This window comes from Microbacterium sp. (genome assembly GCF_047602155.1).
In the GTDB taxonomy this organism is placed as follows: Bacteria; Actinomycetota; Actinomycetes; order Actinomycetales; family Microbacteriaceae; genus Microbacterium.
The window spans coordinates 2,206,500-2,232,042 of sequence record NZ_JASGHZ010000001.1 but is presented as its reverse complement, the minus strand read 5'-3'; the positions used below and the strand labels follow the sequence as shown (position 1 = coordinate 2,232,042).

Here is a 25,543-nt window from a genome sequence, read left to right as displayed (position 1 = left end):
CCGCCCCGCCCGGCGCGCGCGACACCCGCCGCGCCGCCGCCGCCCGCATCGCGCCGCACCGCGCCCCCGGCATGCGCCATGCCCCGGCATCCGCCACCGCGCCATGCCCCGGCATCCGCCACCGCGCCATGCCCCGGCATGCGCCATCCCCCGGCATGCGCCATGCCCCGGCATGCCCCACCCGCCGGCATCCCCGTGTCGCGAAAAACGGAAGAATCGCGAGAAACGGATGCCGACGGCCCCAACCGTCCGTATTTCGCGACATATCCGTTTTTCGCAACGCGCGCCGACCCGCCAAAGCGCCACCACACCGACACGCCGCCGCACACACGCCGCCGCCGCACACACGCCGCCGGCGTCGCACCCGCGCCGCGTCAGCGCTGCCGGCGCTCGCGCACCCGCATGTTCAGCACGATGGGCGTGCCCTCGAAGCCGAACAGCTCGCGCAGGCGCCGCTGGATGAAGCGACGGTAGCCGGGGTCGAGGAACCCGGTCGTGAACAGCACGAACGTCGGCGGCCGGGTCGCCGCCTGCGTCCCGAACAGGATGCGCGGCTGCTTGCCGCCGCGCACCGGGTGCGGGTGCTCGGCGACCAGCTCCGCCAGGAACGCGTTGAACTTGCCCGTCGAGATGCGCTGATCCCACGATTCCAGCGCCGTCTCGAGCGCGGGCACGAGCTTGTCGAGGTGCCGCCCGGTGCGCGCCGACAGGTTCACCCGCGGCGCCCACGCGACGTGCGCGAGATCCTGCTCGATCTCCCGCTCGAGGTACCGGCGCCGATCGATGTTCTCCATGTCGAGGTCGTTCAGCCGGTCCCATTTGTTGAAGGCCAGCACCAGGGCACGCCCCGACTCGAGCACGAGGTCGATGATCCGCACGTCCTGCTCGCTCACCGGCTGCGTCACGTCGAGCACGACGACGGCGACCTCGGCCTTCTCCAGCGCGGCCGACGTGCGCAGCGACGCGTAGAAGTCCGCGCCCTGCTGCAGGTGCACCCGGCGACGGATGCCGGCGGTGTCCACGAGCCGCCAGAGCTTTCCGCCCAGCTCCACGATCTCGTCGACCGGGTCGCGCGTCGTGCCGGCCAGCTCGTTGACGACGACCCGTTCCTCACCGGCCGCCTTGTTCAGCAGCGACGACTTGCCGACGTTGGGGCGCCCGAGGATCGCGACGCGGCGCGGCCCGCCCAGCTCGTTCTTGGCGACCGCCGAGACCTCCGGCAGCACCTTCATGACCTCGTCGAGCAGGTCGGCGACGCCGCGCCCGTGGATCGCCGACACCGGATGCGGCTCCCCCAGTCCTAGGTTCCACAGCGCCGCGGCCTCGGGCTCCTGCCGGGCATCGTCGATCTTGTTCGCCACGAGGAACACCGGCTTGCGCGTCTTGCGCAGCAGCCGCACGACGGCCTCGTCGGTCGCCGTCGCGCCGACCATGGCGTCCACGACGAACAGCACGACGTCGGACAGGTCGATCGCGACCTCGGCTTGCGCCGCGACCGAGCGGTCGATGCCGCGCGCGTCGGGCTCCCACCCGCCGGTGTCGACGAGCGTGAACTTCCGGTCCATCCACTCGGCCTTGTAGGTCACGCGGTCGCGCGTGACGCCCGGCGTGTCCTCGACGACGGCCTCGCGGCGCCCGAGGATGCGATTGACCAGCGCGGACTTGCCGACGTTCGGCCGCCCCACGATCGCGACGACCGGCAGCGCCGGCAGCATCTCGACGACCTCGCCTCCGGCGGTGAGCCCGGCCAGCAGGTACGCGTCGTCGTCGTCGAGGTCGTAGTCGGCGAGCGACTCGCGCAGCGCCGCCGCGCGCTGGTCGGCCAGTTCCTCGTCGAGGTCCGCGAGCTTCTCTTCGAGGTGGTCGGCGCCACCCTCGTACTCGTCTTCAGCGCTCATGCGAGCCTCCCTGCTGCTGTGACGCGGCCGCGACGATGTCCAGGACGGCATCCACGGTCTGCGTGAAATCGAGATCGGTCGAATCGACCACCGTCACGCCTGCCGCGGCGGTGAGGAAGTCGACGACCTGGCTGTCGGCGGCATCCCTGCGGTGCAGGGCGTCGGCGACGGATGCCGCATCCTGCGTCGTCAGCTCGGCGCTGCGCCGCGCCGCGCGCACCGACGGCGACGCCGTCAGGAGGATGCGCACCGGCGCGTCGGGGGCGACGACGGTCGTGATGTCGCGGCCCTCGACCACGACGCCCGGGCGGCCGGAGTCGTCGACGAGCGCGCGGAACAGCGCGTTCACCTGCTCGCGCACGGCGGGCACCCGCGCGACGCCGCTGACGGCGGCCGACACCCGCGGCTCGCGGATCGCCGCGGTCACGTCGGCCCCGCCGACCCGCACCCAGTAGTCGTCGGGGTCGAGCGAGATGGCGTACGGGAAATCGGCCGCCGCGGCCCGCACCGCATCGGCATCCGCGGTGTCGCCGCCCTGCTCGATCACATGCCAGGCCAGGGCGCGGTACGCGGCACCGGTGTCGAGGTAGCCGAACCCGAGCCGGCGCGCGGCCTGCTTCGAGACGCTGGACTTGCCCGACCCGGCCGGGCCGTCGACGGCGACGGTGAACGTCATGACGGGATGCTCGCAATCTTCCAGCCGCGGGCCACGAGACCCTCCTGCGCGTGATGCAGGACGCTCGGTGCGACGCTGATCTCGGCGAGGCCGAACTGGGCGCCCGGCGAGTGCTCCAGCCGCAGATCCTCGACGTTGATGCCGAGGTCGCCGAGTTCGCCGAACAGCCGGCCCAGCTGGCCGGGGGTGTCGTCGACCATGACGACGAGGCTCTCGAAGCGACGGTTCTGCCCGTGCTTGCCGGGCAGACGCTCGACGCCGTCGTTGCCGCGACGGATCGTGTCGGCGACGGCGCGCCGTGCTCCGGGCGTGTCGGGGGCGCGCAGCGCGTCGGCGACGTCGCGCAGGTCGTCGGCGAGCGCGTCGAGCACATCGACCACCGGTGCCGAGTTCGCACCGAGGATCTGCACCCAGAGCTCGGGCGCCGATGCGGCGATGCGGGTCGTGTCGCGCACGCCCTGCCCGGCCAGGCGCAGCAGGTCGTCGGGGGCGTCGACGAAGCGCCCGGCCAGCAGCGACGCCACGAGCTGCGGCACGTGCGACACGAGCGCGACGGCGCGGTCGTGCTCTTCGGGCGTCATCTCGATCGGCGTCGCACCGAGATCGAGCGCAAGCCCTTCCACGAGGGCGAGGTCGGATGCCGGGGTCTCGTCGTCGCGGCACACGACCCACGGCCGGCCGACGAAGATGTCGGCGCGCGCCGAGATCGCCCCGCCGCGCTCACGCCCGGCCATCGGATGCGACCCGATGTAGTGCGTGAGGTCGATGCCGCGCCCTCGCAGCGCGGCGAGGGGGTCGAGCTTGACGCTCGCGACGTCGGTGACGACGGCATCCGGGTAGGCGGCGAGCTCGCGTGCGACGACGTCGGCGACGACGTCCGGCGGAACGGCGACCACGACGAGCGCGGGACGGTCGTCGCCGTGCGCCGCGCGTCCGGCGCCGTAGTCGATCGCCAGCCGCAGCTGCGCGGGCGAGGCGTCGGCGAGCACGACGTCGACGCCCAGCGCGCGCAGCGCGTGCCCGATGCTCGACCCGAGCAGGCCCGCACCGACGACGCGCACCGTACCGGACGTGCGTGCCGCACGGGTGCGCTGGTCGGTCACTTCTTCTCCGCCTCGGGGGTCGTGGGCGCCTCGGGGCTCCGGGAGGGAGCGGCAGCCTCGCGCGCGATGGTCAGCAGCGCGCCGCGTTCCACTGTAGTCAACTCGCGCGCCCCGCCCGCCGGGAGGGTGCCCAGGTGCAGCGGCCCGAACTGGCGCCGCACCAGCTCGACGACCGGATGCCCCACCTCCGCCATCATCCGCCGCACGATCCGGTTGCGCCCCGAGTGCAGCGTCAGCTCGACCAGGCTCGTGCCGCCCGAGGTGTCGAGCAGCCGCGCCCTGTCCGCCGCGATCGGCCCGTCGTCCAGCTCGATCCCCTTCGTCAACCGCGAGATCGTCGCGGGCGTCACGCGACCGGTCACCTTCGCGATGTACACCTTCGTGACCCCGAACGACGGATGCGCCAGCACATGCGCGAGGTCGCCGTCGTTCGTGAGGACGAGCAGTCCGCTGGTCTCGGCATCCAGTCGTCCCACGTTGTAGAGGCGCTCGGGCCAGTCCTTCGTGAACCGGCGCAGGTCGGGACGGCCCTGCTCGTCCTTCATCGACGAGACGACCCCGGTGGGCTTGTTGAGCATGAGGTAGCGCTTGGTCGCGTCGAGCTGGATCGCCGTGCCGTCGACGTCCACGAGGTCGCGTGCCGGGTCGATCCGCGTCCCCAGTTCGGTCACGACGGCGCCGTTGACCCGCACGCGCCCCTGGGCGATGTACTGCTCGCACACCCGCCGCGACGCGACCCCCGCGTTCGCCAGCACCTTCTGCAGGCGCACGCCCTCGGGCTCAGAGGCCGTCACCGGAGCACCTCCGTGTCGAAGCCGTCGGATCCGTCGTCGAGCAGCGGAGAGATGTGCGGCAGCTCGTCGAGGGAGTTGATCCCGAGGTTCACGAGCAGCGCGTCCGTCGTGCCGTAGTTGATGGCGCCGGTGTCGGGGTCGGTGAACAGTTCGGTGACAAGGCCCCGGCCGACGAGTGTCCGCACGACGGAGTCGACGTTGACGGCGCGGATGGATGCCACCTGGCTGCGCGTCACCGGCTGCTTGTACGCGATGACGGCCAGGGTCTCCAGTGCCGCCTGCGACAGGCGAGTGGGAGCCTGCGCGTTGACGAACTCCGACACGACGTCGTCGTGCTCCTCGCGCACGTACAGCCGCCAGCCGCCGCCGACCTCGCGCAGCTCGAACCCGCGGCGCGGGCCTGCGGCCTCGCCGTCGTAGTCGGCGACGAGCCCCTCGACGGCCTGCCGGACGGCGGGCACGGGAGACCCGACGGCGGCGGCGAGCGCGACGAGGCTCTGCGGCTCGTCCACGACGAGCAGGATCGCCTCGAGCCGTCGCGCGACGTCGACCGGCTCCTGCGAGCGCTGCGGCTCGGACGTTTCGTCTCGCCGCGCCTGTTCGACGTCCGGGAACACGGTCCCCGGGCTCGTCGAGGAGTCGGCGGTCGGCTCATCGGTCATAGTCGGCTCCCAACGTGGCGAGGTTCTCTTCGGACCAGCGCTCGGCGGTCCAGCGCAGCGTCAACTCGCCGAGCGGCTCCAGCTGGTCGAACGAGATGGCGGCGTGCCGGTACAGCTCCAGCACGGCAAGGAAGCGCGCCACGACGATGCCCGCCTGCCCCACCCCCGCGATCAGCTCGCGGAAGTTCAGGGTGCCGGCATCCCGCAGCAGCGTCACGACGACGGCCGCCTGCTCGCGGATCGAGATGAGCGGCGCGTGCAGGTGGTCCAGGCCGACGTGCGGGATCTCCTTCGGCGCGAAGGCGAGCATCGCGATGGCGGCGAAGTCGTCTTTCGACAGCGTCCAGATGAGCTCGGGCACGGCGCGGCGGTACTTCTCGTCGAGGCGCACGGCGCGCACGTGCCGGCGGTCTTCCCGGCGGATGCTGCGCTCGAACCACGCCGACACCTCCTTGAACGCGCGGTACTGCAGCAGCCGCGCGAACAGCAGGTCGCGGGCCTCGAGGAGCGCGACCGACTCGGCATCGACCAGCTCGCCCTGCGGCAGCAGCCCCGCGACCTTCATGTCGAGGAGGGTCGCCGCCACGACAAGGAACTCGGATGCCTGCTCCAGCTCCTCGTCGGCATCCAGACCCCCCAGGTACGAGATGAACTCGTCGGTGACCTTGCTGAGCGCGATCTCGGTGATGTCGAGCTCGTGCTTGCCGAGGAGGGTCAGCAGCAGATCGAACGGCCCGTCGAAGTTGCCGAGCGAGACGCGGAAGCCGCCGGCATCCGGTTCTTCTTCAGGCGACGGCGCCACGAGCGACCAGCTCCCGCGCGAGGCGCAGGTAGGCCTGGGCGGCCGCGTGCTCCGGCGCGAACGTCGTGATGGGCACCCCCGACACCGACGCGTCGGGGAACTTCACCGTACGGCCGATGACGGTCTCCAGCACGTCGTCGCCGAACGCCTCGACGACGCGCTCCAGCACCTCGCGGGAGTGCAGCGTGCGCGGGTCGTACATCGTGGCGAGCACGCCGTCGAGCTCGATCGACGGGTTCAGCCGGTCGCGCACCTTGTCGATCGTCTCGATGAGCAGGGCGACGCCGCGCAGGGCGAAGAACTCGCACTCCAGCGGGATCAGCACGCCGTGGCTCGCCGTGAGCGCGTTGACCGTCAAGAGGCCGAGCGAGGGCTGGCAGTCGACGAGGATGACGTCGTACTCCCCCGCGACCTTGCGCAGCACACGCGAGAGGATCGTCTCGCGGGCGACCTCGTTCACGAGGTGCACCTCGGCGGCCGACAGGTCGATGTTCGCCGGGATGACGTCGAGCCCGTCGATCGCGGTGTGCACGATGACCTCGTGCGGGTCGCGCTTGGTGTCCAGCAGCAGGTCGTACACGGTGGGCACGTCGTGGGTCGCGATGCCGAGTCCCGCCGACAGCGCACCCTGCGGGTCGAAGTCGACCGCGAGCACCTTGCGCCCATACTGCGCGAGGGATGCCGCCAGGTTGATCGTCGTCGTCGTCTTGCCGACGCCGCCCTTCTGGTTGCAGAGGGAGATGATGCGGGCGGGGCCGTGGCTGGTCAGGGGGGCCGGGGTCGGGAAGCCGTGATACGGACGACCCGTCGGGCCGATCGGGGTGTCGCCCGAGGCCTTCTTCGTCCCCCGCGTCTTGTCCGCCACCGGTGCTCCTGCTCTCTGACCCGGGCTGTCTCGCCCCGGCTCTCTCACCTGGGCGCCGCACGCACCCGGTTCGATCGATTCTCGCACAGGCGCCGCATCGGCACCCGCCGCCACGCGTCGATCGTCACCGGCCGCGGGCGCAGGGGATGCAGCATCCCCCGCCGTGAGAAACGGATATGTCGCGAGAAACGGATGCCCGGAGCACCATCCGTCCGTTTTTCGCGACATTTCCGTTTTTCGCGACGGCGCAGCGGGCGGGCGGCGGCGGCGGGGCGGCGGAGCGGCCGGGCGGCGGGGCGGCCGGCCGCCGGCCGCCGGGGGTCACCGGGCGCGGGGGTGGGAGGTGAGGTAGACGTCGCGGAGCGCGTCGACGGTGACGTGCGTGTAGATCTGGGTCGTCGCGACGGAGGCGTGGCCCAGCAGCTCCTGCACGACGCGTACGTCGGCGCCACCTTGCAGCAGATGCGTTGCGAACGAGTGCCGGAAGGTGTGCGGGGACACGTGCGCCGACAGCCCGGCGCGCTGCGCGGCGCCCTGGATCACGAGCCACGCGCTCTGCCGCGACAGCGGCGCCCCGCGCGCACCGAGGAACAGCCGCGGCGTCGCCCTCCCGCGCCGCGACAGCTCGGGCCGCGCCCGGGCGAGGTACGCGTCGACGGCGGCACGGGCATACGAGCCGACCGGCACGATCCGCTCCTTCGACCCCTTGCCGCGCACGCGCAACACATCGCCGTGCGCGAGGTCGTCGACGTCGAGCTGCATGACCTCCGACACCCGCGCGCCGGTCGCGTACAGCAACTCCAGCAGTGCCCGGTCGCGCAGGCGGATGATGTCGGTGTCGACGGCGTCGCCGGGCACCGGCCCGGCGGCGTCGAGCAGCGCTTCGATCTGCGCGATCGACAGGGCCTTCGGCAGCCGCTGCGGCGCCTTGGGCGGGCGCAGCCGGTCACTGGGGTCGGCATCGGCGACGCCCTCCCGCACGAGGAAGCGGTGCAGCCCGCGCACCGACGACTGCAGCCGCGCGAGCGACGTCGCCGCCGGCGGCGGCTGGGCCGACGCCCGCTCGGCCGCGAAGGCCGCCACGAGCGCCGGGGTGACGGCATCCGTGTCGGACGCGTCGTGCGCCGCGAGCCACGCGCAGTATCCGGCGAGGTCGCGCCGGTACGCCGCGACGGTGTGCGCCGACAGCCCGCGCTCGATCGTGATGTGCCTCAGGTAGGCGTCGACGGCGCGGTCGAGCTTCACGGGGCGGGCTCTCCCGCCTCCTCGACGGCCTCCCCCGCGGCGCCCGCACCCTCACCCATCCGGCGCGAATCGGCGTCATCCGGCGCGATAGCCCCGATTTGTGACGGATCAGCGGCTCCACCCGCACCCATCCGGCGCGAATCGTGGCCATCCGGCGCATTGGGCGTGATTCGCGACGGATGAAACTCGTGGCCCGCACCCATCCGGCACGAATCGTGGCCATCTGACGCGATGGGCGTGGTTCGCGACGGATGAGCACCGTCGTCGCTCTCGCCGTCTCCGATGGCGCGCGGTCGCCGCGGCCACGGGGCGTCGTCGGGTGCGAGCGTCGCCCAGCCGCGGGCGCGCGACGCGTGGGCGGCGAGCGCCCCGATCACGAGCGACGGGTTCTGCACCCGGCGGGCGAGCACGGCGTCGACGACCTCGTCGAGGGGCGCCCAGCGCACCTCGATGTCGGCCTCCTCGGCATCCCGCGCGAAGGCGGATGCCGTCGGCGCGAGCTCGCGCGCGAGATAGATGCGGATGGCCTCGTCGCTGCCGCCCGGGGTCGTCCAGAACTCCGCCAGCACGTCCCAGCGGCCGGCGGTCAGGTCGGCCTCCTCGGCCAGTTCCCGCTGCGCGGCGGCGAGTGCGTCTTCCTCGGCGATGTCGAGCAGGCCCGCCGGGATCTCCCAGTCACGCATGCGCACGGGATGGCGGTACTGCTTGATCAGCAGCATCCGCTCGTCGTCGTCGAGCGCGAGCACCGCGACGGCGCCGGTGTGGTCCATGTACTCGCGGACGATGGTCTCGTCGTTGTAGTCGAACTCGTCGCGGCGGATGTTCCACACCTTGCCGACGAACGGCGTCGATGTCCCGGTGACCCGGACCTCGAACGCGTCGTCCCGCAACGCCCCCGCGGCATCCGGGCCCGCGCCCGGCTCACTCATCCTCGACCTCGAACAGCTCGCTCGCGCGGTGCCGCTCGAGCGCCGCCGCGACGAGCCCGCGGAACAGCGGGTTGGCCTCGGTCGGCCGCGAGCGCAGCTCGGGGTGCGCCTGCGTCGCGATGTAGTACGGGTGCACCGCGCGCGGCAGCTCGACGTACTCGACGAGGCCCTGGTCGGGCGACAGGCCCGAGAACGAGAGGCCGGCCTCCGCGATCTGATCGCGGTAGCGGTTGTTGACCTCGTAGCGGTGACGGTGGCGCTCCGACGCGCGGGTCGCGCCGTAGACCTCCGCCGCGACCGACCCCTCGACGAGGTCGGCCGGGTACAGGCCGAGGCGCATCGTGCCGCCCAGGTCGCCGCTTTCGAGGATGTCGACCTGCTCGGCCATCGTCGCGATGACGGGGTGGGCCGTGTCGGGGTCGAACTCGCTCGACGACGCGCCCTCGATCCCGGCGACATTGCGCGCGTACTCGATGACCATGCACTGCAGGCCGAGGCAGATGCCGAGCGTCGGGATCCCCTGCTCGCGCGCGAACCTGAGCGCGCCGAGCTTGCCTTCGATGCCCCGGATGCCGAAACCCCCCGGAACGACGATGCCGTCCAGCGCCCCGAGGGCCTTCTCCGCGCCCTCCGGCGTCTCGCACAGGTCGGACGGGATCCACTGGACCGAGACCTTCGTCTCCTGCGCGAATCCGCCGGCCTTGAGCGCCTCGGTGACCGACAGGTACGCATCGGGCAGATCGATGTACTTGCCGACGAGACCGATCGTGACCTCGTGCTTGGGGTTGTGCACGGCCTGCAGCACCTTGCTCCACCGCGACCAATCGACCTCGGCGGCCTTTGTGAGCCCGAGCGCGTCGACGATGTACGCGTCCAGGCCCTGCTCGTGGAGCATCGTGGGGATGTCGTAGATCGACGGGACGTCGACGGCGTTGACGACGGCATCCTCGTCGACGTCGCACATGAGCGCGATCTTGCGCTTGTTCGACTCGGTGACGGGGCGGTCGCTGCGCAGCACGAGCGCATCGGGCTGGATGCCGATCGACCGCAGCGCCGCCACGGAGTGCTGCGTGGGCTTGGTCTTCTGCTCGCCCGAGGCGCCCATGAACGGCACGAGCGAGACGTGCACGAAGAAGACGTTCCCCCGGCCCAGTTCGTGGCGGATCTGGCGGGCCGACTCGATGAACGGCTGCGACTCGATGTCGCCGACCGTGCCGCCGATCTCGGTGATGATGACGTCGGGCTTGGGGCTCTCATCGGCCTGCAGGCGCATGCGGCGCTTGATCTCGTCGGTGATGTGCGGGATGACCTGAACGGTGTCGCCGAGGTATTCTCCGCGGCGTTCGCGCGCGATGACCTGCGAGTAGATCTGGCCCGTGGTGACGTTGGCGGCCTGGCTCAGCTCGATGTCGAGGAAGCGCTCGTAGTGCCCGATGTCGAGGTCGGTCTCGGCGCCGTCGTCGGTGACGAAGACCTCGCCGTGCTGGAACGGGTTCATCGTGCCGGGGTCGACGTTCAGATACGGATCGAGCTTCTGCATCACGACGCGCAGGCCCCGCGCGGTGAGCAGGTTGCCGAGACTCGCGGCGGTGAGACCCTTCCCCAACGACGAAACGACACCGCCCGTCACGAAGATGTGCTTGGTGGTGCCGTTCTGAATGTCCGCGTTCGAAGAAGTGTCCGTCACGGGCTTTCATCCTATCAGGCCGCGCCGAGGGCGAGCAGCTCGCGGGCGTGCTCCAGCGCCGTCGCCGAGTCGGACAGCCCCGACAGCAGGCGCGCCATCTCGGCCTCACGCTCGGCGCCGGCGAGGGCACGCACGCTGGAGGCGGTCACCGACCCGTCCGAGCCCTTCACGACCGACAGGTGGTTGCCGGCGAAGGCTGCGACCTGGGCGAGGTGGGTGACGACGATGACCTGGCTCGTCTCGGCCAGCCGGGCGAGGCGCCGCCCGACCTCGATCGCGGCGGCGCCCCCGATGCCGGCGTCGATCTCGTCGAACACGAACGTCGGCACGCTGTCGACGCCCGCGATGACGACCTCGATCGCGAGCATGACGCGGCTGAGCTCGCCGCCCGAGGCGCTCCGCGCGACCGGACGCGGCTCGGCTCCGGCGTGCGGCGCCAGCAGAATCGCGACGTCGTCGCGCCCCGCGGCGGTCGCGGCCCCCGGTTCCACGGCGACGACGACGCGCGCGTCGGGCAGGGCGAGCGCCCGCAGCTCGTCGGTGACGGCGGCGGACAGGCGGTCGGCGGCCGCCGTGCGCGCCCGGGTGAGCGCGTCGGCCGCGTCGTCGAGGGCGGATGCCGCGGCCTGGGCCTCGGCCTGCAGCCGCTCGACGCGGTCGCCGTCGTCGTCCAGCTCCGCCAGGCGCAGCGCGCCGTCGCTGCGCAGCGCGAGCGCGGCGTCGAGGCTGCCGTGCGTACGCACGAGCGCGCCGATGGCGGCCCGGCGCTCCTCGACGGCGGCCAGTTCGTGCGGACCGGACTCGTCGAGGTCGGCGAGGTAGCCGCTCAGCTCGGTCGCGAGGTCGGCGACGCGGTAGCCGAGGTCGTCGAGCGTCGCGACGTGGGCGGCGAGCGCCTCGTCGGAGCGCGCGACCCGCTCCAGTGCGCGGCGCGCCTCGGCCAGCAGGATGCCGGCATCCGGTCCATCGCCCTCGCCCGACAGCGCCCCGCCACCCGAGAGCGCGCTGTGCGCGAGCGTCGCGGCGTAGCGCAGCTCTTCGGCGTTCGCGAGCCGCTCGGCGCGCTGCGCGAGGTCGACGTCCTCCCCCGGCTGCGGGTCGAGCTGCTCCAGCTCGGCGAGGGCGGCGCGCAGCTGCGCCGCCTCCGCGGCGCGGGCGTCGCGGTGCGCGACGAGGTCGGCGAGTTCGGCCGACAGCGCCTTGGCGTGCGCGAACGCATCGCGGTACGTGGCGAGCGCCCCGTCGATGTCGGCCCCGCCGAACCGGTCGAGGGCGTCGCGCTGCGCGGCGGCCGACCGCAGCCTGAGCTGGTCGGACTGCCCGTGCACGACGACCAGCTGCTCGGCGAGGTCGGCGAGCACGCCCGCCGGCGCCGAGCGTCCGCCGACGCTGGCACGGCTGCGGCCCTCGGCGGTCACCGTGCGCGCGAGGTACAGCTCGCCCCGCCCCGCGCCGATCGGCTCGACCTCTCCGCCGGCGTCGGCGACGCGGTCGGCGACGGCGCCGGCATCCGGCACCACCCACACCCCCTCGGCGACGGCCTGCGCGGCGCCGGAGCGCACGACGCCGGAGTCGGCGCGCGCCCCCAGCAACAGGCCGAGGCCGGTCACGACCATCGTCTTGCCGGCGCCGGTCTCACCCGTGATGGCGGTGAACCCCGGACCGATCTCCAGCGTCGCCTGCGCGATGACGCCGAGATCGCGCAGGGTGATCTGCTCGATCACGCGCCCGACTCCGGTGCGCCGGCATCCATCGTCGAGATCGCGTCGGTCGCGAGCGCCACCGGCCCGCGCCACCCGGCGACCGGCAGCTGGAACTTGCGCACGAGCCGGTCGGTGAACGGCGCCGGATGCAGACGCGCGAGGCGCACCGGCTGCGGCGCGCGGCCGACGACGACGCGGGCGCCGGGCGGCAGGTCGTGCGAGCGGCGACCGTCGCACCACAGGATGCCGGTGCCGTCGGTGCGCGCCAGCACCTCGATCGCGACCGTCGCCTCGGGTCCGACGACGAGCGGCCGGGCGAACAGGGCGTGCGCCGACAGCGGCACGACGGCGATCGCCTCCACGGTGGGCCAGATGACGGGGCCTCCGGCGGAGAAGTTGTACGCCGTCGACCCGGTCGGGGTCGAGACGACGACGCCGTCGCAGCCGAAGCTCGACAGCGGGCGCCCGTCGACCTCGATGACGACCTCCATCATGCGCTCGCGCGAGGCCTTCTCGACGGTGGCTTCGTTCAGCGCCCAGGTGTCGTAGATCGTGGTGCCCGCGGCATCCTTCACGCGGACGGCGAGGGTCATGCGCTCTTCGACCTGGTAGTCGCGGTCGATGACGCGGCGCATCGCATCGTCGATGACGTCGGCCTCGATCTCGGCGAGGAATCCGACGTGACCCATGTTGATGCCGAGGATCGGCGCCGTCCCGTCGCGCACGAGCTCCGCGGCGCGCAGGATCGTGCCGTCGCCGCCCAGGACGATCGCGAGTTCGATCCGGTCGACGGGGACGTCGGCGCCGAGCACGGCGATCGACCCCAGGTCGGCGAGGGCAGCGACCAGGCCCTCCTCGTCGGCGGGCAGGACGGCGCGGGCTCCGGCCGCCGTGAGGTCGGCGATGACGCGCCGCGCGGCGGTGACCGTGTTCTCGCGCCCCGCGTGCGCGACGACGAGGATGTCGCGCTGCGTCGCCTCGCTCATCTCACTCCCGCCAGTCGGTCGATCGTCTGCATCCATTCTGTCGGATTGCCCGGCCGCTCTGGCCCCGCCACGGGGCGCAGCTGCACGAGGAACTCGCTGTTGCCGTGCGTGCCGACGATCGGCGAGGCGATGACGCCGAACGTGCCGAGGTTCGCGTCCCACGCCGCCCAGAGCACGCCGGCGACGGCGTCGGCACGGGCCGCGGGGTCGGTCACGAGCCCCTCACGCACCCCGGTGCGGCCGACCTCGAACTGCGGCTTGACGAGCAGCACGATCTCGGCATCCTGCGCCGCCACCTCCGCGATCGCCGGCAGCACCAGCGTGAGGGAGATGAACGAGAGGTCGCCGACCACGATGTCGGGCGGCGTGTCCACACCGGCGGCGTCGGCGAGGGACGCCGAGGTCATGTACCGCACGTTGAAGCCTTCGACGGCGACCACTCCCCCGTCGACCGCGACCTGCGGCGCGAGCTGGCCGTGGCCGACGTCGACCGCGACGACCTGCGCGGCGCCCCGTTCGCGCAGCACCTGCGTGAAGCCTCCCGTCGACGCACCAAGGTCGAGGCACGCGCGCCCGGCGACATCGAGGCCGAACGCGTCGAGCGCCGCGAGAAGCTTGTACGCGCCGCGGCTGACGTAGTGGTCCACCCCTGCGACGACGATCGCCGCGTCGTCGCCGACCTGCGCCGACGGCTTCACGACCCCGACGCCGTCGACCGTCACGAGGCCGGCCTCGATCTGCCGGGCGGCCTGCGTGCGCGAGCGGGCGAGGCCGCGCGCGGCGATCGCCGCGTCCAGTCGCATGCCGACGCCTACGCCGACGCGTCGCGCGGGCCCGACTCCAGCCGCCGGGTCAGTTCATCGTGCAGCGCGCCGTAGGCAGCGGCGCGCTCGGCGAGCGGCTGCGCCTCGATCACCTCGAGCACAGGGATGACCTCGAGCGCGGACAGCAGGTCGTCGCGGTTCCGGTCGTCGTGCAGCTCGTCCACTGCTCCAGGATAGGCGACGGCGCTCGGCCCGGCGCTGCAGTGGGCGCAACTCAGGCAGAATCGGCGTTTCGGGCCGGATCCGGGGCGCGAGCGCCCGTTCTGCCTGAGTTAGGCGCCCTGCCCGAGGTGCGCGCGGCGCGCTACGGCCGGTGGAAGGGGTCGGCGTAAAGGCGCTCGGGCACGCGGAAGCCGTAGATCGCACGGCCGGTCGCCCAGATCGCGGCACAGCCGGCGCGCACGAGGTCGATGGGGCGCGTGCCCGCCGAGACGATGTGGATGTCGGGGCCGTCGATGCGCACGGCGGCGTCGCGCACCGACGTGACGTCGCCCGCGACGACGGTGTCGGGGTACTCCTCGTGCAGCTCGCGCAGGTCGCCGAGGATGAACGTCGGGCGCGAGTTCGGCGGAGCCGCCAACAGGTGCTTCGGCCGATCGATGCCCGTCAGCACGAGCACCGAGTCGATCCCAGCGGCCTGTGCGCCGGCGATGTCGGTGTCGAGGCGATCGCCGATGAACAGCGGATGCCGCGCCTCGAACCGCGCCACCGCCTCGTCGAAGATCGGGCGCTCGGGCTTGCCGGCCACGACGGCGAGGCGGCCGATCGCGGTGTGCACCGCCGACACCAGGGTGCCGTTGCCCGGCGCGATCCCGCGCGCCTGCGGGATCGTCCAGTCGGTGTTGGTGGCGATCCACGGGATGCCGCCCTCGTCCTCCGGCGTCGCCAGTGCATAGGCGGCCTCGGCCAGCTGCGCCCAGCCGACCTCGGGCGCGAAGCCCTGCAGGACGGCGGCAGGCGCGTCGTCCGCGCTGCGGGTGACGGTGTAGCCCGCCTTCTCCAGCTCGTGCACGAGGCCGTCGCCGCCGACGACGAGGATCGTCGCGGGCGCTGCGACCCGGGCGCGCAGCAGGCGCATCGCTGCCTGCGGGCTCGTCACGATGTCGTCGGGCCGGGTCGCGATCAAACCCAGTTCACGAAGGTGTTCGGCCACCGCCGCGTCGCGGCGCGAGGCGTTGTTGGTGATGTAGCCCAGCCGCCGGCTCTCACCGGCGCGGTTGAGGCTCTCCACCGCGTACGGCAGTGCGCCCGGCCCGGCGTACACCACGCCGTCGAGGTCGGCGAGCACCACGTCCACGTCGTCGAGCGGGGTGCGACCAGCCGCCGCCGCGTCACGGCGCGCGAACAGCGCCATCAGGCGTCCGTCCGCGCGGGCGCCGCATCGCCTTCCGGCGCGTCGTCGTCGAGCACCAGCTCCTCGATCTCGTCGATCTCGAGCACTTCACGGTCGGCGTCGACGGCATCCAGCGCCTGCTCGGCGACCTCGGCGCGGTGCTGCCACTGCGCCGCCTCGTCGGTGCGTCCGAGCTCTTCGAGCACGGCGGCACGCGCCGCGAACAGGCCGGGGCTCCAGCTGAACGCGCGGTCGGGGTCGAGCTCGGGGATGTCGAGCTCCTGCAGCGCGCGCTCCGTCTCGCCGAGGTCGAGTCGGGCTCCCGACATCGCGATGGCGAGCTCGACGCGCACGTCGACCGGCAGGCTCGCGCGGTCGACCGCGCGACCCACCTCGAGGGCACGGTCGGGGCGTCCCACGCCGCGCTCGCTGTCGACGAGCAGCGCGATCTGGTCGTCGCGCCCGGAGATGCGGCGGTACGTGCGCAGTTCGCGCACGGCCAGGGCGAAGTCGCCGAGCGCGTAGGCGGTGATCGCGACCGTCTCGCGGACGATCGCGATGCGCCCCGCACTGCGCGAGGCCGCCAGGGCGTGCTGGTGCGCGAGCTCGGGGTCGTCGTCGATCAGGCGCGCGGCCATCGCGAGGTGGCGGGCGACCTGCTCGGCGTTCTCTTTGCTGAGCGTCTTCAGCTCATTGCGCGCCGCGCCGTTGAGGTCGCGCGGCGTGACGTCGTCGGGGACGACCGGGCCGGCCGGCAGCGCACGGCGATCGGAGCCCTGCGGCGGGCGCGAGGTGCGCGGCGGACGGCCCGCGGCCCCGGCATCCCGCTTCGCATAGGGCGTCTTGCCGTCGCCGTCGCGCTTCGCGTACGGCCGCTTGTCGCCGTCGCGCTTCGCGTAGGGCTTCTTCTCGCCGTCTGCCCTCGCGTACGGCCTCTTCTCGCCATCTCGCTTCGGGTACGGCTTGCTGTCGCCGTCGCGTTTTGGGTACGACTTGCTGTCGCCGTCGCGTTTCGGATACGGCCGCTTGGCCTCGCCGTCGCGCTTCGCGTAGGGCTTTCCTTCGCCGTCGCGCGGAGCGTACGGCTTCTTCTCGCCGTCGCGTTTCGAATAGGGCTTCCTGCCGCCCGGGGTCGACCCGCTCCGGAGGCGTCGCTCCTCAGCCATCGCCGCATCCTCTCCTGCACAGCGCGTGCGCGTTAACGAGAAATGGCCACCCAACTCTGGGTGGCCATTTCACGAAAGAAGTCCGGCGGTGTCCTACTCTCCCACAGGGTCCCCCCTGCAGTACCATCGGCGCTGTGAGGCTTAGCTTCCGGGTTCGGAATGTAACCGGGCGTTTCCCTCACGCTATGGCCGCCGAAACACTATTGATGTTTCAGTCTGCACAACGAATCAACGTTGTGCGGTTCTCGACCGTACATCGAGAACCACTCAGTGGACGCAAGCATCTTGTGATTCAAACAAGAAGTGTTATCAAGTCATCGGCTTATTAGTACCGGTCAGCTTCACGCGTTACCGCGCTTCCACATCCGGCCTATCAACCCAGTAGTCTGGCTGGGAGCCTCTCGCCCGAAGGCATGGAAATCTCATCTTGAGGCCGGCTTCCCGCTTAGATGCTTTCAGCGGTTATCCATCCCGAACGTAGCTAACCAGCGGTGCTCTTGGCAGAACAACTGGCACACCAGAGGTTCGTCCAACCCGGTCCTCTCGTACTAGGGTCAGATCCTCTCAAATTTCCTACGCGCGCAGCGGATAGGGACCGAACTGTCTCACGACGTTCTAAACCCAGCTCGCGTACCGCTTTAATGGGCGAACAGCCCAACCCTTGGGACCTACTCCAGCCCCAGGATGCGACGAGCCGACATCGAGGTGCCAAACCATGCCGTCGATATGGACTCTTGGGCAAGATCAGCCTGTTATCCCCGAGGTACCTTTTATCCGTTGAGCGACAGCGCTTCCACAAGCCACTGCCGGATCACTAGTCCCGACTTTCGTCCCTGCTCGACCTGTCAGTCTCACAGTCAAGCTCCCTTGTGCACTTACACTCGACATCTGATTGCCAACCAGATTGAGGGAACCTTTGGGCGCCTCCGTTACATTTTGGGAGGCAACCGCCCCAGTTAAACTACCCACCAGGCACTGTCCCTGAACCGGATTACGGTTCGAAGTTAGATATCCAGAGTGACCAGAGTGGTATTTCAACAATGACTCCACAAGAACTGGCGTCCCTGCTTCAAAGTCTCCCACCTATCCTACACAAGCCACACCGAACACCAATACCAAGCTGTAGTAAAGGTCACGGGGTCTTTCCGTCCTGCTGCGCGTAACGAGCATCTTTACTCGTAGTGCAATTTCGCCGAGTTCGCGGTTGAGACAGTTGGGAAGTCGTTACGCCATTCGTGCAGGTCGGAACTTACCCGACAAGGAATTTCGCTACCTTAGGATGGTTATAGTTACCACCGCCGTTTACTGGGGCTTAAATTCTGAGCTTCGCTTGCGCTAACCCGTCCTCTTAACCTTCCAGCACCGGGCAGGCGTCAGTCCGTATACATCGTCTTGCGACTTGGCACGGACCTGTGTTTTTAATAAACAGTCGCTACCCACTAGTCTCTGCGGCCTCCAAACGCTTTCGGAGCAAGTCCTAATACGTCGAAGGCCCCCCTTCTCCCGAAGTTACGGGGGCATTTTGCCGAGTTCCTTAACCACGATTCTCTCGATCTCCTTGGTATTCTCTACCTGACCACCTGAGTCGGTTTGGGGTACGGGCGGCTAGAACCTCGCGTCGATGCTTTTCTTGGCAGCATAGGATCACCCACTTTTTATCCGCATCGTGTCTCAGCCTGTATGAGAGACGGATTTGCCTATCTCTCGGCCTACGCACTTGCCCCGGGACAACCATCGCCCGGGTTGGGCTACCTTCCTGCGTCACACCTGTTAATACGCTAACCGCACCAGCATGGGGTCGTGCGCTAGCCCTTAAGCTCTCACCCCGAAGGGATCGATACGAAAGGATTCGGGCACTTAGCACCACTGGATTGATTGGGGCGGTTCTTCGCCGGTACGGGAATATCAACCCGTTGTCCATCGACTACGCCTGTCGGCCTCGCCTTAGGTCCCGACTTACCCAGGGAAGATTAGCTTGACCCTGGAACCCTTGGTCTTTCGGAGGACGTGTTTCTCACACGTCTTTCGCTACTCATGCCTGCATTCTCACTCGTGTAGCCTCCACGGCTGGTTTACACCGCCGCTTCGCTGGCCACACGACGCTCTCCTACCCATCAACACGGCTGGACCACGAAGGCCTACCAATAATGTCAATGCCACAACTTCGGTGGCGTGCTTGAGCCCCGTTACATTGTCGGCGCGGAATCACTTGACCAGTGAGCTATTACGCACTCTTTCAAGGGTGGCTGCTTCTAAGCCAACCTCCTGGTTGTCAGAGCAACTCCACATCCTTTCCCACTTAGCACGCGCTTTGGGACCTTAGTTGGTGGTCTGGGTTGTTTCCCTCTCGACTATGAAGCTTATCCCCCACAGTCTCACTGCTGCGCTCTCACTTACCGGCATTCGGAGTTTGGCTGACGTCAGTAACCTTGTAGGGCCCATCGGCCATCCAGTAGCTCTACCTCCGGCAAGAAACACGCAACGCTGCACCTAAATGCATTTCGGAGAGAACCAGCTATCACGAAGTTTGATTGGCCTTTCACCCCTATCCACAGCTCATCCCCTCAGTTTTCAACCTAAGTGGGTTCGGCCCTCCACAGGTTCTTACACCTGCTTCAGCCTGGCCATGGATAGATCACTTCGCTTCGGGTCTAGGACACGCGACTGAATCGCCCTATTCAGACTCGCTTTCGCTACGGCTACCCCTCTCGGGTTAACCTCGCCACGTATCGCTAACTCGCAGGCTCATTCTTCAAAAGGCACGCTGTCACAGCTGCTAGGGCTGCTCCAACGGTTTGTAAGCAAACGGTTTCAGGTACTATTTCACTCCCCTCCCGGGGTACTTTTCACCTTTCCCTCACGGTACTTGTCCGCTATCGGTCATCTGGGAGTATTTAGGCTTATCAGGTGGTCCTGACAGATTCACACGGGATTTCTCGGGCCCCGTGCTACTTGGGATACTCTTCGCGCCAAGGGAGGCATTTCGACTACGGGGTTGGCACCCTCTATGACCTGGCTTTCAATCCAGTTCGTCTATACCTTCTTGTAACGCCGACTGCTCGGCAGAACAGTCTGAAAAGTCCCACAACCCCGAATACGCAACTCCTGCCGGATATCACACGTACTCGGTTTAGCCTGTTCCGGTTTCGCTCGCCACTACTAACGGAATCGCGGTTGCTTTCTCTTCCTGTGGGTACTGAGATGTTTCACTTCCCCACGTTCCCTCTACCCGCCCTATATATTCAGGCGGGAGTCACTGGGTCGGCACGCCGCCCAGCGGGGTTTCCCCATTCGGAGATCCTCGGATCAAAGTGTGCTTATCGACTCCCCGAGGCTTATCGCAGATTGCTACGTCCTTCTTCGGCTCCAGATGCCAAGGCATCCACCGTTTGCTCTTAAAGACTTGATTACATGAGTTTGAATCGTCAATTGAAATTGACTAATGATCTTTAAGATCATCTAAACGAGATGATTGCTCATCTCGAAGATGCTCGCGTCCACTGTGTAGTTCTCAAAGTACGGGCGGTACCTTCCCCGCTGCCGGCTCCGCCGGCATCAGAAAAGGTCCTGAGGTTGGTTGCGCTTTCGCGCATCCGGTCCCTCAGGACCCAACAGCGTGCATGTGCCGTCTCTCTCCGCCCGAGCGTTCCAGACCCGAAGGCCGTACTGACTCGAGGTTCGATCCTCGGCACCTCGTCAAATGTTCCACCCATGAGCTCCCTGCAGAGACATTCGCTCTGATCAGGGTTCTGGAAGCCCGGAGGCTTCAGATGCTCCTTAGAAAGGAGGTGATCCAGCCGCACCTTCCGGTACGGCTACCTTGTTACGACTTAGTCCTAATTACCGATCCCACCTTCGACGGCTCCCTCCACAAGGGTTGGGCCACCGGCTTCAGGTGTTACCGACTTTCATGACTTGACGGGCGGTGTGTACAAGACCCGGGAACGTATTCACCGCAGCGTTGCTGATCTGCGATTACTAGCGACTCCGACTTCATGAGGTCGAGTTGCAGACCTCAATCCGAACTGGGACCGGCTTTTTGGGATTCGCTCCACCTTACGGTATTGCAGCCCTTTGTACCGGCCATTGTAGCATGCGTGAAGCCCAAGACATAAGGGGCATGATGATTTGACGTCATCCCCACCTTCCTCCGAGTTGACCCCGGCAGTATCCCATGAGTTCCCACCATTACGTGCTGGCAACATAGAACGAGGGTTGCGCTCGTTGCGGGACTTAACCCAACATCTCACGACACGAGCTGACGACAACCATGCACCACCTGTTTACGAGTGTCCAAAGAGTTCTACATTTCTGCAGCGTTCTCGTATATGTCAAGCCTTGGTAAGGTTCTTCGCGTTGCATCGAATTAATCCGCATGCTCCGCCGCTTGTGCGGGTCCCCGTCAATTCCTTTGAGTTTTAGCCTTGCGGCCGTACTCCCCAGGCGGGGAACTTAATGCGTTAGCTGCGTCACGGAATCCGTGGAATGGACCCCACAACTAGTTCCCAACGTTTACGGGGTGGACTACCAGGGTATCTAAGCCTGTTTGCTCCCCACCCTTTCGCTCCTCAGCGTCAGTTACGGCCCAGAGATCTGCCTTCGCCATCGGTGTTCCTCCTGATATCTGCGCATTCCACCGCTACACCAGGAATTCCAATCTCCCCTACCGCACTCTAGTCTGCCCGTACCCACTGCAGGCCCGAGGTTGAGCCTCGGGTTTTCACAGCAGACGCGACAAACCGCCTACGAGCTCTTTACGCCCAATAATTCCGGATAACGCTTGCACCCTACGTATTACCGCGGCTGCTGGCACGTAGTTAGCCGGTGCTTTTTCTGCAGGTACCGTCACTTTCGCTTCTTCCCTGCTAAAAGAGGTTTACAACCCGAAGGCCGTCGTCCCTCACGCGGCGTTGCTGCATCAGGCTTGCGCCCATTGTGCAATATTCCCCACTGCTGCCTCCCGTAGGAGTCTGGGCCGTGTCTCAGTCCCAGTGTGGCCGGTCACCCTCTCAGGCCGGCTACCCGTCGACGCCTTGGTGAGCCGTTACCTCACCAACAAGCTGATAGGCCGCGAGCTCATCCCTGACCGAAATTCTTTCCAGCTGCTGAAGATGCCTTCGCAGCTCGTATCCGGTATTAGACGCCGTTTCCAGCGCTTATCCCAGAGTCAGGGGCAGATTGCTCACGTGTTACTCACCCGTTCGCCACTGATCCAGAGAGCAAGCTCTCCTTCACCGTTCGACTTGCATGTGTTAAGCACGCCGCCAGCGTTCATCCTGAGCCAGGATCAAACTCTCCGTAAAGAAATGTTGCTGCGACCAGCCGGAAATTGACTGGAGCAGCGAGTTTGATCTGACCAAAGTGGATGTCATTGCTGACTTATCCGTTTGCCGACCCGAAGGCCGGACTTTGATCCAAAGGAATCTCACTCAGCCGAAGCTGAGTCGAGGTTTTTTGGCATTTGACAAGTGCACGCTGTTGAGTTCTCAAGGATCGGATGCTCCTGCTGCTCGGCCTCTCGACCTCACCCGCAGGGCAACTTCTCTATCTTAATCCCCCTCGTTTCGTCTGTCAAAATCGGCTGGCCGGGATCTTCAGATCCTCGGAAGCAGTCGATGACCGCGATCCACGAGGTGGATTTCCCATCCTAGACCAGAAGGCCTTGTTCTCTCTACCGAGAGGTTTGGGATGGAGGTGGTTCTCCGCTTGAGGGGGCGAGGCCTTTCAGGCCTTTCGCTCTTCCCTGTGGGGCGAACAGGTAATAACTTACGTGGGTTGCGACGGGTGGGCAAATCGGGCCTGCATCCCGGGCGTGTCGCACTTGCTCTCCGCGGATTTCTGCGGGCAAAGACGCCGATGGCCTCCGCGCAGACGCGGAGGCCATCGGCGTTGCGCGCCGTGCGTCAGGGCACCATCAGCGCCCCGCCGATGCCGGAGACGACCATATAGATGCCGGTGCCGGCGGCAAGCAGCCACACAGCGATGCGGGTGGCGCCGGGCCGGTTGGCAGGCTTGTCTGAACGCGTCACGACGTGTCAGTGTCCGGAACGGCGCTTGTTGTAGACGTCGAAGGCAACCGCCAGCAGCAGCACGAGTCCCTTAACGGCCTGCTGCCACTCGATGCCGATGCCCATGATCGACATGCCGTTGTTGAGCACACCGATGATGAGGCCACCGATGATCGCTCCGCCGATGGTGCCGACACCGCCCTGCACGGCTGCCCCGCCGATGAAAGCCGCCGAGATGGCCTCAAGCTCGAAGCCGTCGCCGGCCTTCGGGCCCGCAAGGTTCAGCCGCGCCGTGAAGATGAGGCCAGCAAGAGCTGCAAGAACCCCCATGTTGACGAAGAGCCAGAAGTCGACACGGCGCGTTTTGATGCCGGACAGCTCAGCGGCGTGGCGATTGCCGCCGATGGCATAGATGTGACGGCCGAACACCGTCCGGCTCATCACGATGCCGTAGATCAGTACCAGCGCCGCCAAGATGATCAGCGTCACCGGGATGCCCTTGTACGACGCCAGCGCCCAGGTGAACCATCCGATGACGAGGGCGACGAGGGCGAGCTTGACGTAGAACCAAGCGACCGGTTCGACCTGCTGGTCGTATTTCAGCCGCCCCGAACGCGTGCGCAGCTGCTGGGCGATGAGCGCGACGATCGCGCCGGCGCCGACCACGAGCGTGAACAGGTCGGGGTCTGATTCGCCGAAGACGCCGGAGAGGAATCCGTTTCCGATCGCACGATATTCCGTCGGGAAGGATCCAATGTTCGCGTTGCCGAGCACCACGAGGGCGAGCCCCCGAAAGATGAGCATTCCCGCGAGGGTCACGATGAAGGCGGGGATGCCGACGTAGGCAACCCAAAATCCCTGCCACGCACCCACCAGCGCACCGATCAGCAGCGAGAGCACGATGGACAACCACCACGGCACGCCCATCTTTACCGCCAGCACACCGGACACAGCCCCGATGAAGGCCGCGACGGACCCGACCGACAGGTCGATGTGCCCGGCGATGATGATCATCACCATGCCGATCGCGAGCACCAGGATGTACCCGTTCTGCACGACGAGGTTGGAGATGTTTTGCGGCCGCAGCAGGATGCCGTCCGTCAGAATCGCGAACAGCGCGACGACAGCGATCAGTGCCAGGAAGATGCCGTTCTTGCCGAGGTCGGACAGGACGTGGCTCAGCCACGAGGCAAAGCGGTTTTCGGGCGGGGTGAGACCTCCCGCGGGAACAGTCGGGGATGCGGTGGTGTCGTTTGACATGTCTGTGATCTCCTGCGCGGGCCCGTCAGCGGGCCTTTTCCATGGTCATGAGCTTGAGGACGCTTTCGGGTGTGGCATCCTCGATCGGCAGTTCTCCGGTGATCCGACCCTCGGAAAGGGCGTACACCCGGTCGGAGATGCCGAGCAGCTCCGGCAGTTCGGAGGAGATCACGATGATCCCCTTCCCTTGGGCTGCCAACCCGTTGATGATCGTGTAGATCTCATACTTCGCCCCGACGTCGATCCCGCGGGTCGGCTCATCCAGAATCAGCACATCCGGGTCGGCGTAGATCCATTTCGACAGCACCACCTTCTGCTGGTTTCCCCCGGACAGCTTGCCGACCGGAACGAGAACGCTGGGCGCCTTGATGTTCATGCTCTTGCGGTAGTCGTTGGCGACGCGATATTCCTCGTTGTCGTCGACGAGTCCGCGCTTCTGCAGGCGCCTGAGCGATGCCATCGAGATGTTCCGCTTGATGTCTTCGATCAGGTTCAGCCCGTACGTCTTGCGATCCTCGGTCGCGTAGGCGAGCCCGGCTCCGATGGCTTCGGCGACGGTGCGGGTCTTGACCTCCTTGCCGCGGAGGTAGACCTTGCCCGAAATGCGCGAGCCGTAACTGTGGCCGAACAGACTCATCGCGAACTCGGTGCGGCCCGCTCCCATCAGGCCGGCGATGCCGACGATCTCGCCGGCGCGGACGCTGATCGACACGCTGTCGACCACGACGCGCGACGGATCCTGGGGGTGATGGGCCGTCCAGTTCTCCACCCGCAACAGCTCTTCGCCGATGTTCGGCTCGTGGTCGGGGTACCGGTGCTCCAGATCGCGACCCACCATGTCCTTGATGATGCGGTCTTCGGTGACCTCGGCCTTCGCGATCGTCTCGATCGTCCGCCCGTCACGGATGACGGTGACGGTGTCGGCGACCTTCTTGATCTCGTTGAGCTTGTGGCTGATGATGATCGATGTGATGCCCTGCTCGCGCAGGCTCAGGATCAACTCCAGCAGGTGATCGGAGTCCTCATCGTTGAGCGCCGCGGTCGGCTCGTCGAGGATCAGCAGTTTCACCTCTTTCGACAGCGCCTTGGCAATCTCGACGAGCTGCTGCTTTCCGACGCCGATCTGATTGACCTTCGTCGTCGGGTTCTCTTTGAGTCCGACCCGCTGCAGCAGCTGCCCGGCTTCGAAGTTCGTCCGGTTCCAGTCGATCAGACCCCCGACGCCCCTGCGCTCATTGTTGAGGAAGATGTTCTCGGCGATCGAGAGGTGGGGGCTCAGGGCGAGTTCCTGATGAATGATGACGATCCCCCGCGCCTCGCTCTCGCGCAGGTTCTTGAACTCGACCACGTCGCCGGCGAAGTGGATGTCGCCCTCGTAGGTGCCGTGCGGATACACACCCGAGAGCACTTTCATGAGCGTCGACTTGCCCGCGCCGTTCTCGCCGCAGATCGCGTGAATCTCTCCGCGTTGCACCGCGAAATTGACGTTTGACAGCGCCTTCACACCGGGAAACGTCTTGGTGATGCCGCGCATCTCCAAGATATGTTCGGCCATCGTGACTCCTTGTTCGAGGGTGTGGCCGGACGCCGCAAGCGGCATCC

Annotated in this window: 18 protein-coding genes, 3 rRNA genes and 1 pseudogene; all 22 read right to left on the bottom strand. The window is 67.6% G+C overall.

The window, feature by feature from the left end:
- Nucleotides 1-374: 374 nt before the first annotated feature.
- The 22 genes and pseudogenes from der to mmsA all read right to left on the bottom strand — a co-directional run bounded on the left by der (nucleotide 375) and on the right by mmsA (nucleotide 25,496).
- Nucleotides 375-1,898 (bottom strand): ribosome biogenesis GTPase Der, encoded by a 1,524-nt coding sequence (gene der, locus QM720_RS10085; RefSeq protein WP_415126129.1) that lies wholly within the window; start codon nucleotides 1,896-1,898, stop codon nucleotides 375-377.
- Nucleotides 1,888-2,574 carry a (d)CMP kinase gene (gene cmk / locus QM720_RS10080; protein WP_415126127.1) on the bottom strand — a complete coding sequence of 229 codons (687 nt, stop codon included), beginning with the start codon at nucleotides 2,572-2,574 and terminating at the stop codon, nucleotides 1,888-1,890. The genes der and cmk overlap by 11 nt, the downstream gene beginning before the upstream one ends.
- Complete coding sequence (locus QM720_RS10075) at nucleotides 2,571-3,677, bottom strand: prephenate dehydrogenase (RefSeq protein WP_415126125.1); 1,107 nt, start codon at nucleotides 3,675-3,677, stop codon at nucleotides 2,571-2,573. Before QM720_RS10075 ends, cmk begins: the two co-directional genes overlap by 4 nt.
- Nucleotides 3,674-4,471 (bottom strand): pseudouridine synthase, encoded by a 798-nt coding sequence (locus QM720_RS10070; RefSeq protein ID WP_415126123.1) that lies wholly within the window; start codon nucleotides 4,469-4,471, stop codon nucleotides 3,674-3,676. The genes QM720_RS10075 and QM720_RS10070 overlap by 4 nt, the downstream gene beginning before the upstream one ends.
- Entirely contained in the window at nucleotides 4,468-5,133 is a 666-nt protein-coding gene (gene scpB / locus QM720_RS10065) for an SMC-Scp complex subunit ScpB (protein ID WP_415126121.1), read from the bottom strand. The genes QM720_RS10070 and scpB overlap by 4 nt, the downstream gene beginning before the upstream one ends.
- A complete protein-coding gene (locus QM720_RS10060) occupies nucleotides 5,123-5,935 on the bottom strand; it encodes a segregation and condensation protein A (protein ID WP_415126119.1) in 813 nt (270 codons plus the stop codon). The genes scpB and QM720_RS10060 overlap by 11 nt, the downstream gene beginning before the upstream one ends.
- Nucleotides 5,919-6,800: a ParA family protein gene (locus QM720_RS10055; protein ID WP_415126117.1), complete on the bottom strand. Its 882-nt coding sequence runs from the start codon at nucleotides 6,798-6,800 to the stop codon at nucleotides 5,919-5,921. Before QM720_RS10055 ends, QM720_RS10060 begins: the two co-directional genes overlap by 17 nt.
- A 321-nt stretch (nucleotides 6,801-7,121) precedes the next feature.
- Nucleotides 7,122-8,045, bottom strand: a complete 924-nt coding sequence (gene xerD / locus QM720_RS10050) for a site-specific tyrosine recombinase XerD (protein WP_415126115.1) — start codon at nucleotides 8,043-8,045, stop codon at nucleotides 7,122-7,124.
- 278 nt (nucleotides 8,046-8,323) lie between these two features.
- Nucleotides 8,324-8,974 (bottom strand): annotated as a pseudogene (locus QM720_RS10045) (NUDIX domain-containing protein); the annotation flags it as partial.
- On the bottom strand, nucleotides 8,967-10,661 hold the full coding sequence (locus QM720_RS10040) for a CTP synthase (protein WP_415126113.1): 1,695 nt from the start codon (nucleotides 10,659-10,661) through the stop codon (nucleotides 8,967-8,969). The pseudogene QM720_RS10045 and the gene QM720_RS10040, both read right to left, overlap by 8 nt.
- Nucleotides 10,662-10,675: 14 nt before the next feature.
- A complete protein-coding gene (gene recN / locus QM720_RS10035; protein WP_415126111.1) occupies nucleotides 10,676-12,385 on the bottom strand; it encodes a DNA repair protein RecN in 1,710 nt (569 codons plus the stop codon).
- Nucleotides 12,382-13,350, bottom strand: a complete 969-nt coding sequence (locus QM720_RS10030; protein ID WP_415126109.1) for an NAD kinase — start codon at nucleotides 13,348-13,350, stop codon at nucleotides 12,382-12,384. The genes recN and QM720_RS10030 overlap by 4 nt, the downstream gene beginning before the upstream one ends.
- Complete coding sequence (locus tag QM720_RS10025) at nucleotides 13,347-14,153, bottom strand: TlyA family RNA methyltransferase (RefSeq protein ID WP_415126107.1); 807 nt, start codon at nucleotides 14,151-14,153, stop codon at nucleotides 13,347-13,349. Before QM720_RS10025 ends, QM720_RS10030 begins: the two co-directional genes overlap by 4 nt.
- A gap of 8 nt (nucleotides 14,154-14,161) precedes the next feature.
- Nucleotides 14,162-14,338, bottom strand: coding sequence for a hypothetical protein (locus QM720_RS10020; RefSeq protein ID WP_415126105.1), 177 nt, complete (start codon nucleotides 14,336-14,338; stop codon nucleotides 14,162-14,164).
- A gap of 140 nt (nucleotides 14,339-14,478) precedes the next feature.
- On the bottom strand, nucleotides 14,479-15,528 hold the full coding sequence (locus QM720_RS10015) for an HAD-IIA family hydrolase (RefSeq protein ID WP_415126103.1): 1,050 nt from the start codon (nucleotides 15,526-15,528) through the stop codon (nucleotides 14,479-14,481).
- A complete protein-coding gene (locus QM720_RS10010; RefSeq protein WP_415126101.1) occupies nucleotides 15,528-16,673 on the bottom strand; it encodes a hypothetical protein in 1,146 nt (381 codons plus the stop codon). The genes QM720_RS10015 and QM720_RS10010 overlap by 1 nt, the downstream gene beginning before the upstream one ends.
- Nucleotides 16,674-16,753: 80 nt before the next feature.
- Nucleotides 16,754-16,870, bottom strand: a 5S ribosomal RNA gene (rrf, locus tag QM720_RS10005).
- Nucleotides 16,871-16,978: 108 nt separating this feature from the next.
- Nucleotides 16,979-20,082, bottom strand: a 23S ribosomal RNA gene (locus QM720_RS10000).
- 372 nt (nucleotides 20,083-20,454) lie between these two features.
- A 16S ribosomal RNA gene (locus QM720_RS09995) occupies nucleotides 20,455-21,976 on the bottom strand.
- Together the 16S, 23S and 5S rRNA genes form the textbook arrangement of a ribosomal RNA operon.
- A 600-nt stretch (nucleotides 21,977-22,576) precedes the next feature.
- Nucleotides 22,577-22,702, bottom strand: coding sequence for a hypothetical protein (locus tag QM720_RS09990; protein WP_415126099.1), 126 nt, complete (start codon nucleotides 22,700-22,702; stop codon nucleotides 22,577-22,579).
- 6 nt (nucleotides 22,703-22,708) lie between these two features.
- Nucleotides 22,709-23,941, bottom strand: coding sequence for a multiple monosaccharide ABC transporter permease (gene mmsB / locus QM720_RS09985; protein WP_415126097.1), 1,233 nt, complete (start codon nucleotides 23,939-23,941; stop codon nucleotides 22,709-22,711).
- Between the two features lie 25 nt (nucleotides 23,942-23,966).
- Nucleotides 23,967-25,496, bottom strand: coding sequence for a multiple monosaccharide ABC transporter ATP-binding protein (gene mmsA, locus QM720_RS09980; RefSeq protein WP_415126095.1), 1,530 nt, complete (start codon nucleotides 25,494-25,496; stop codon nucleotides 23,967-23,969).
- Between the last annotated feature and the right edge of the window lie 47 nt (nucleotides 25,497-25,543).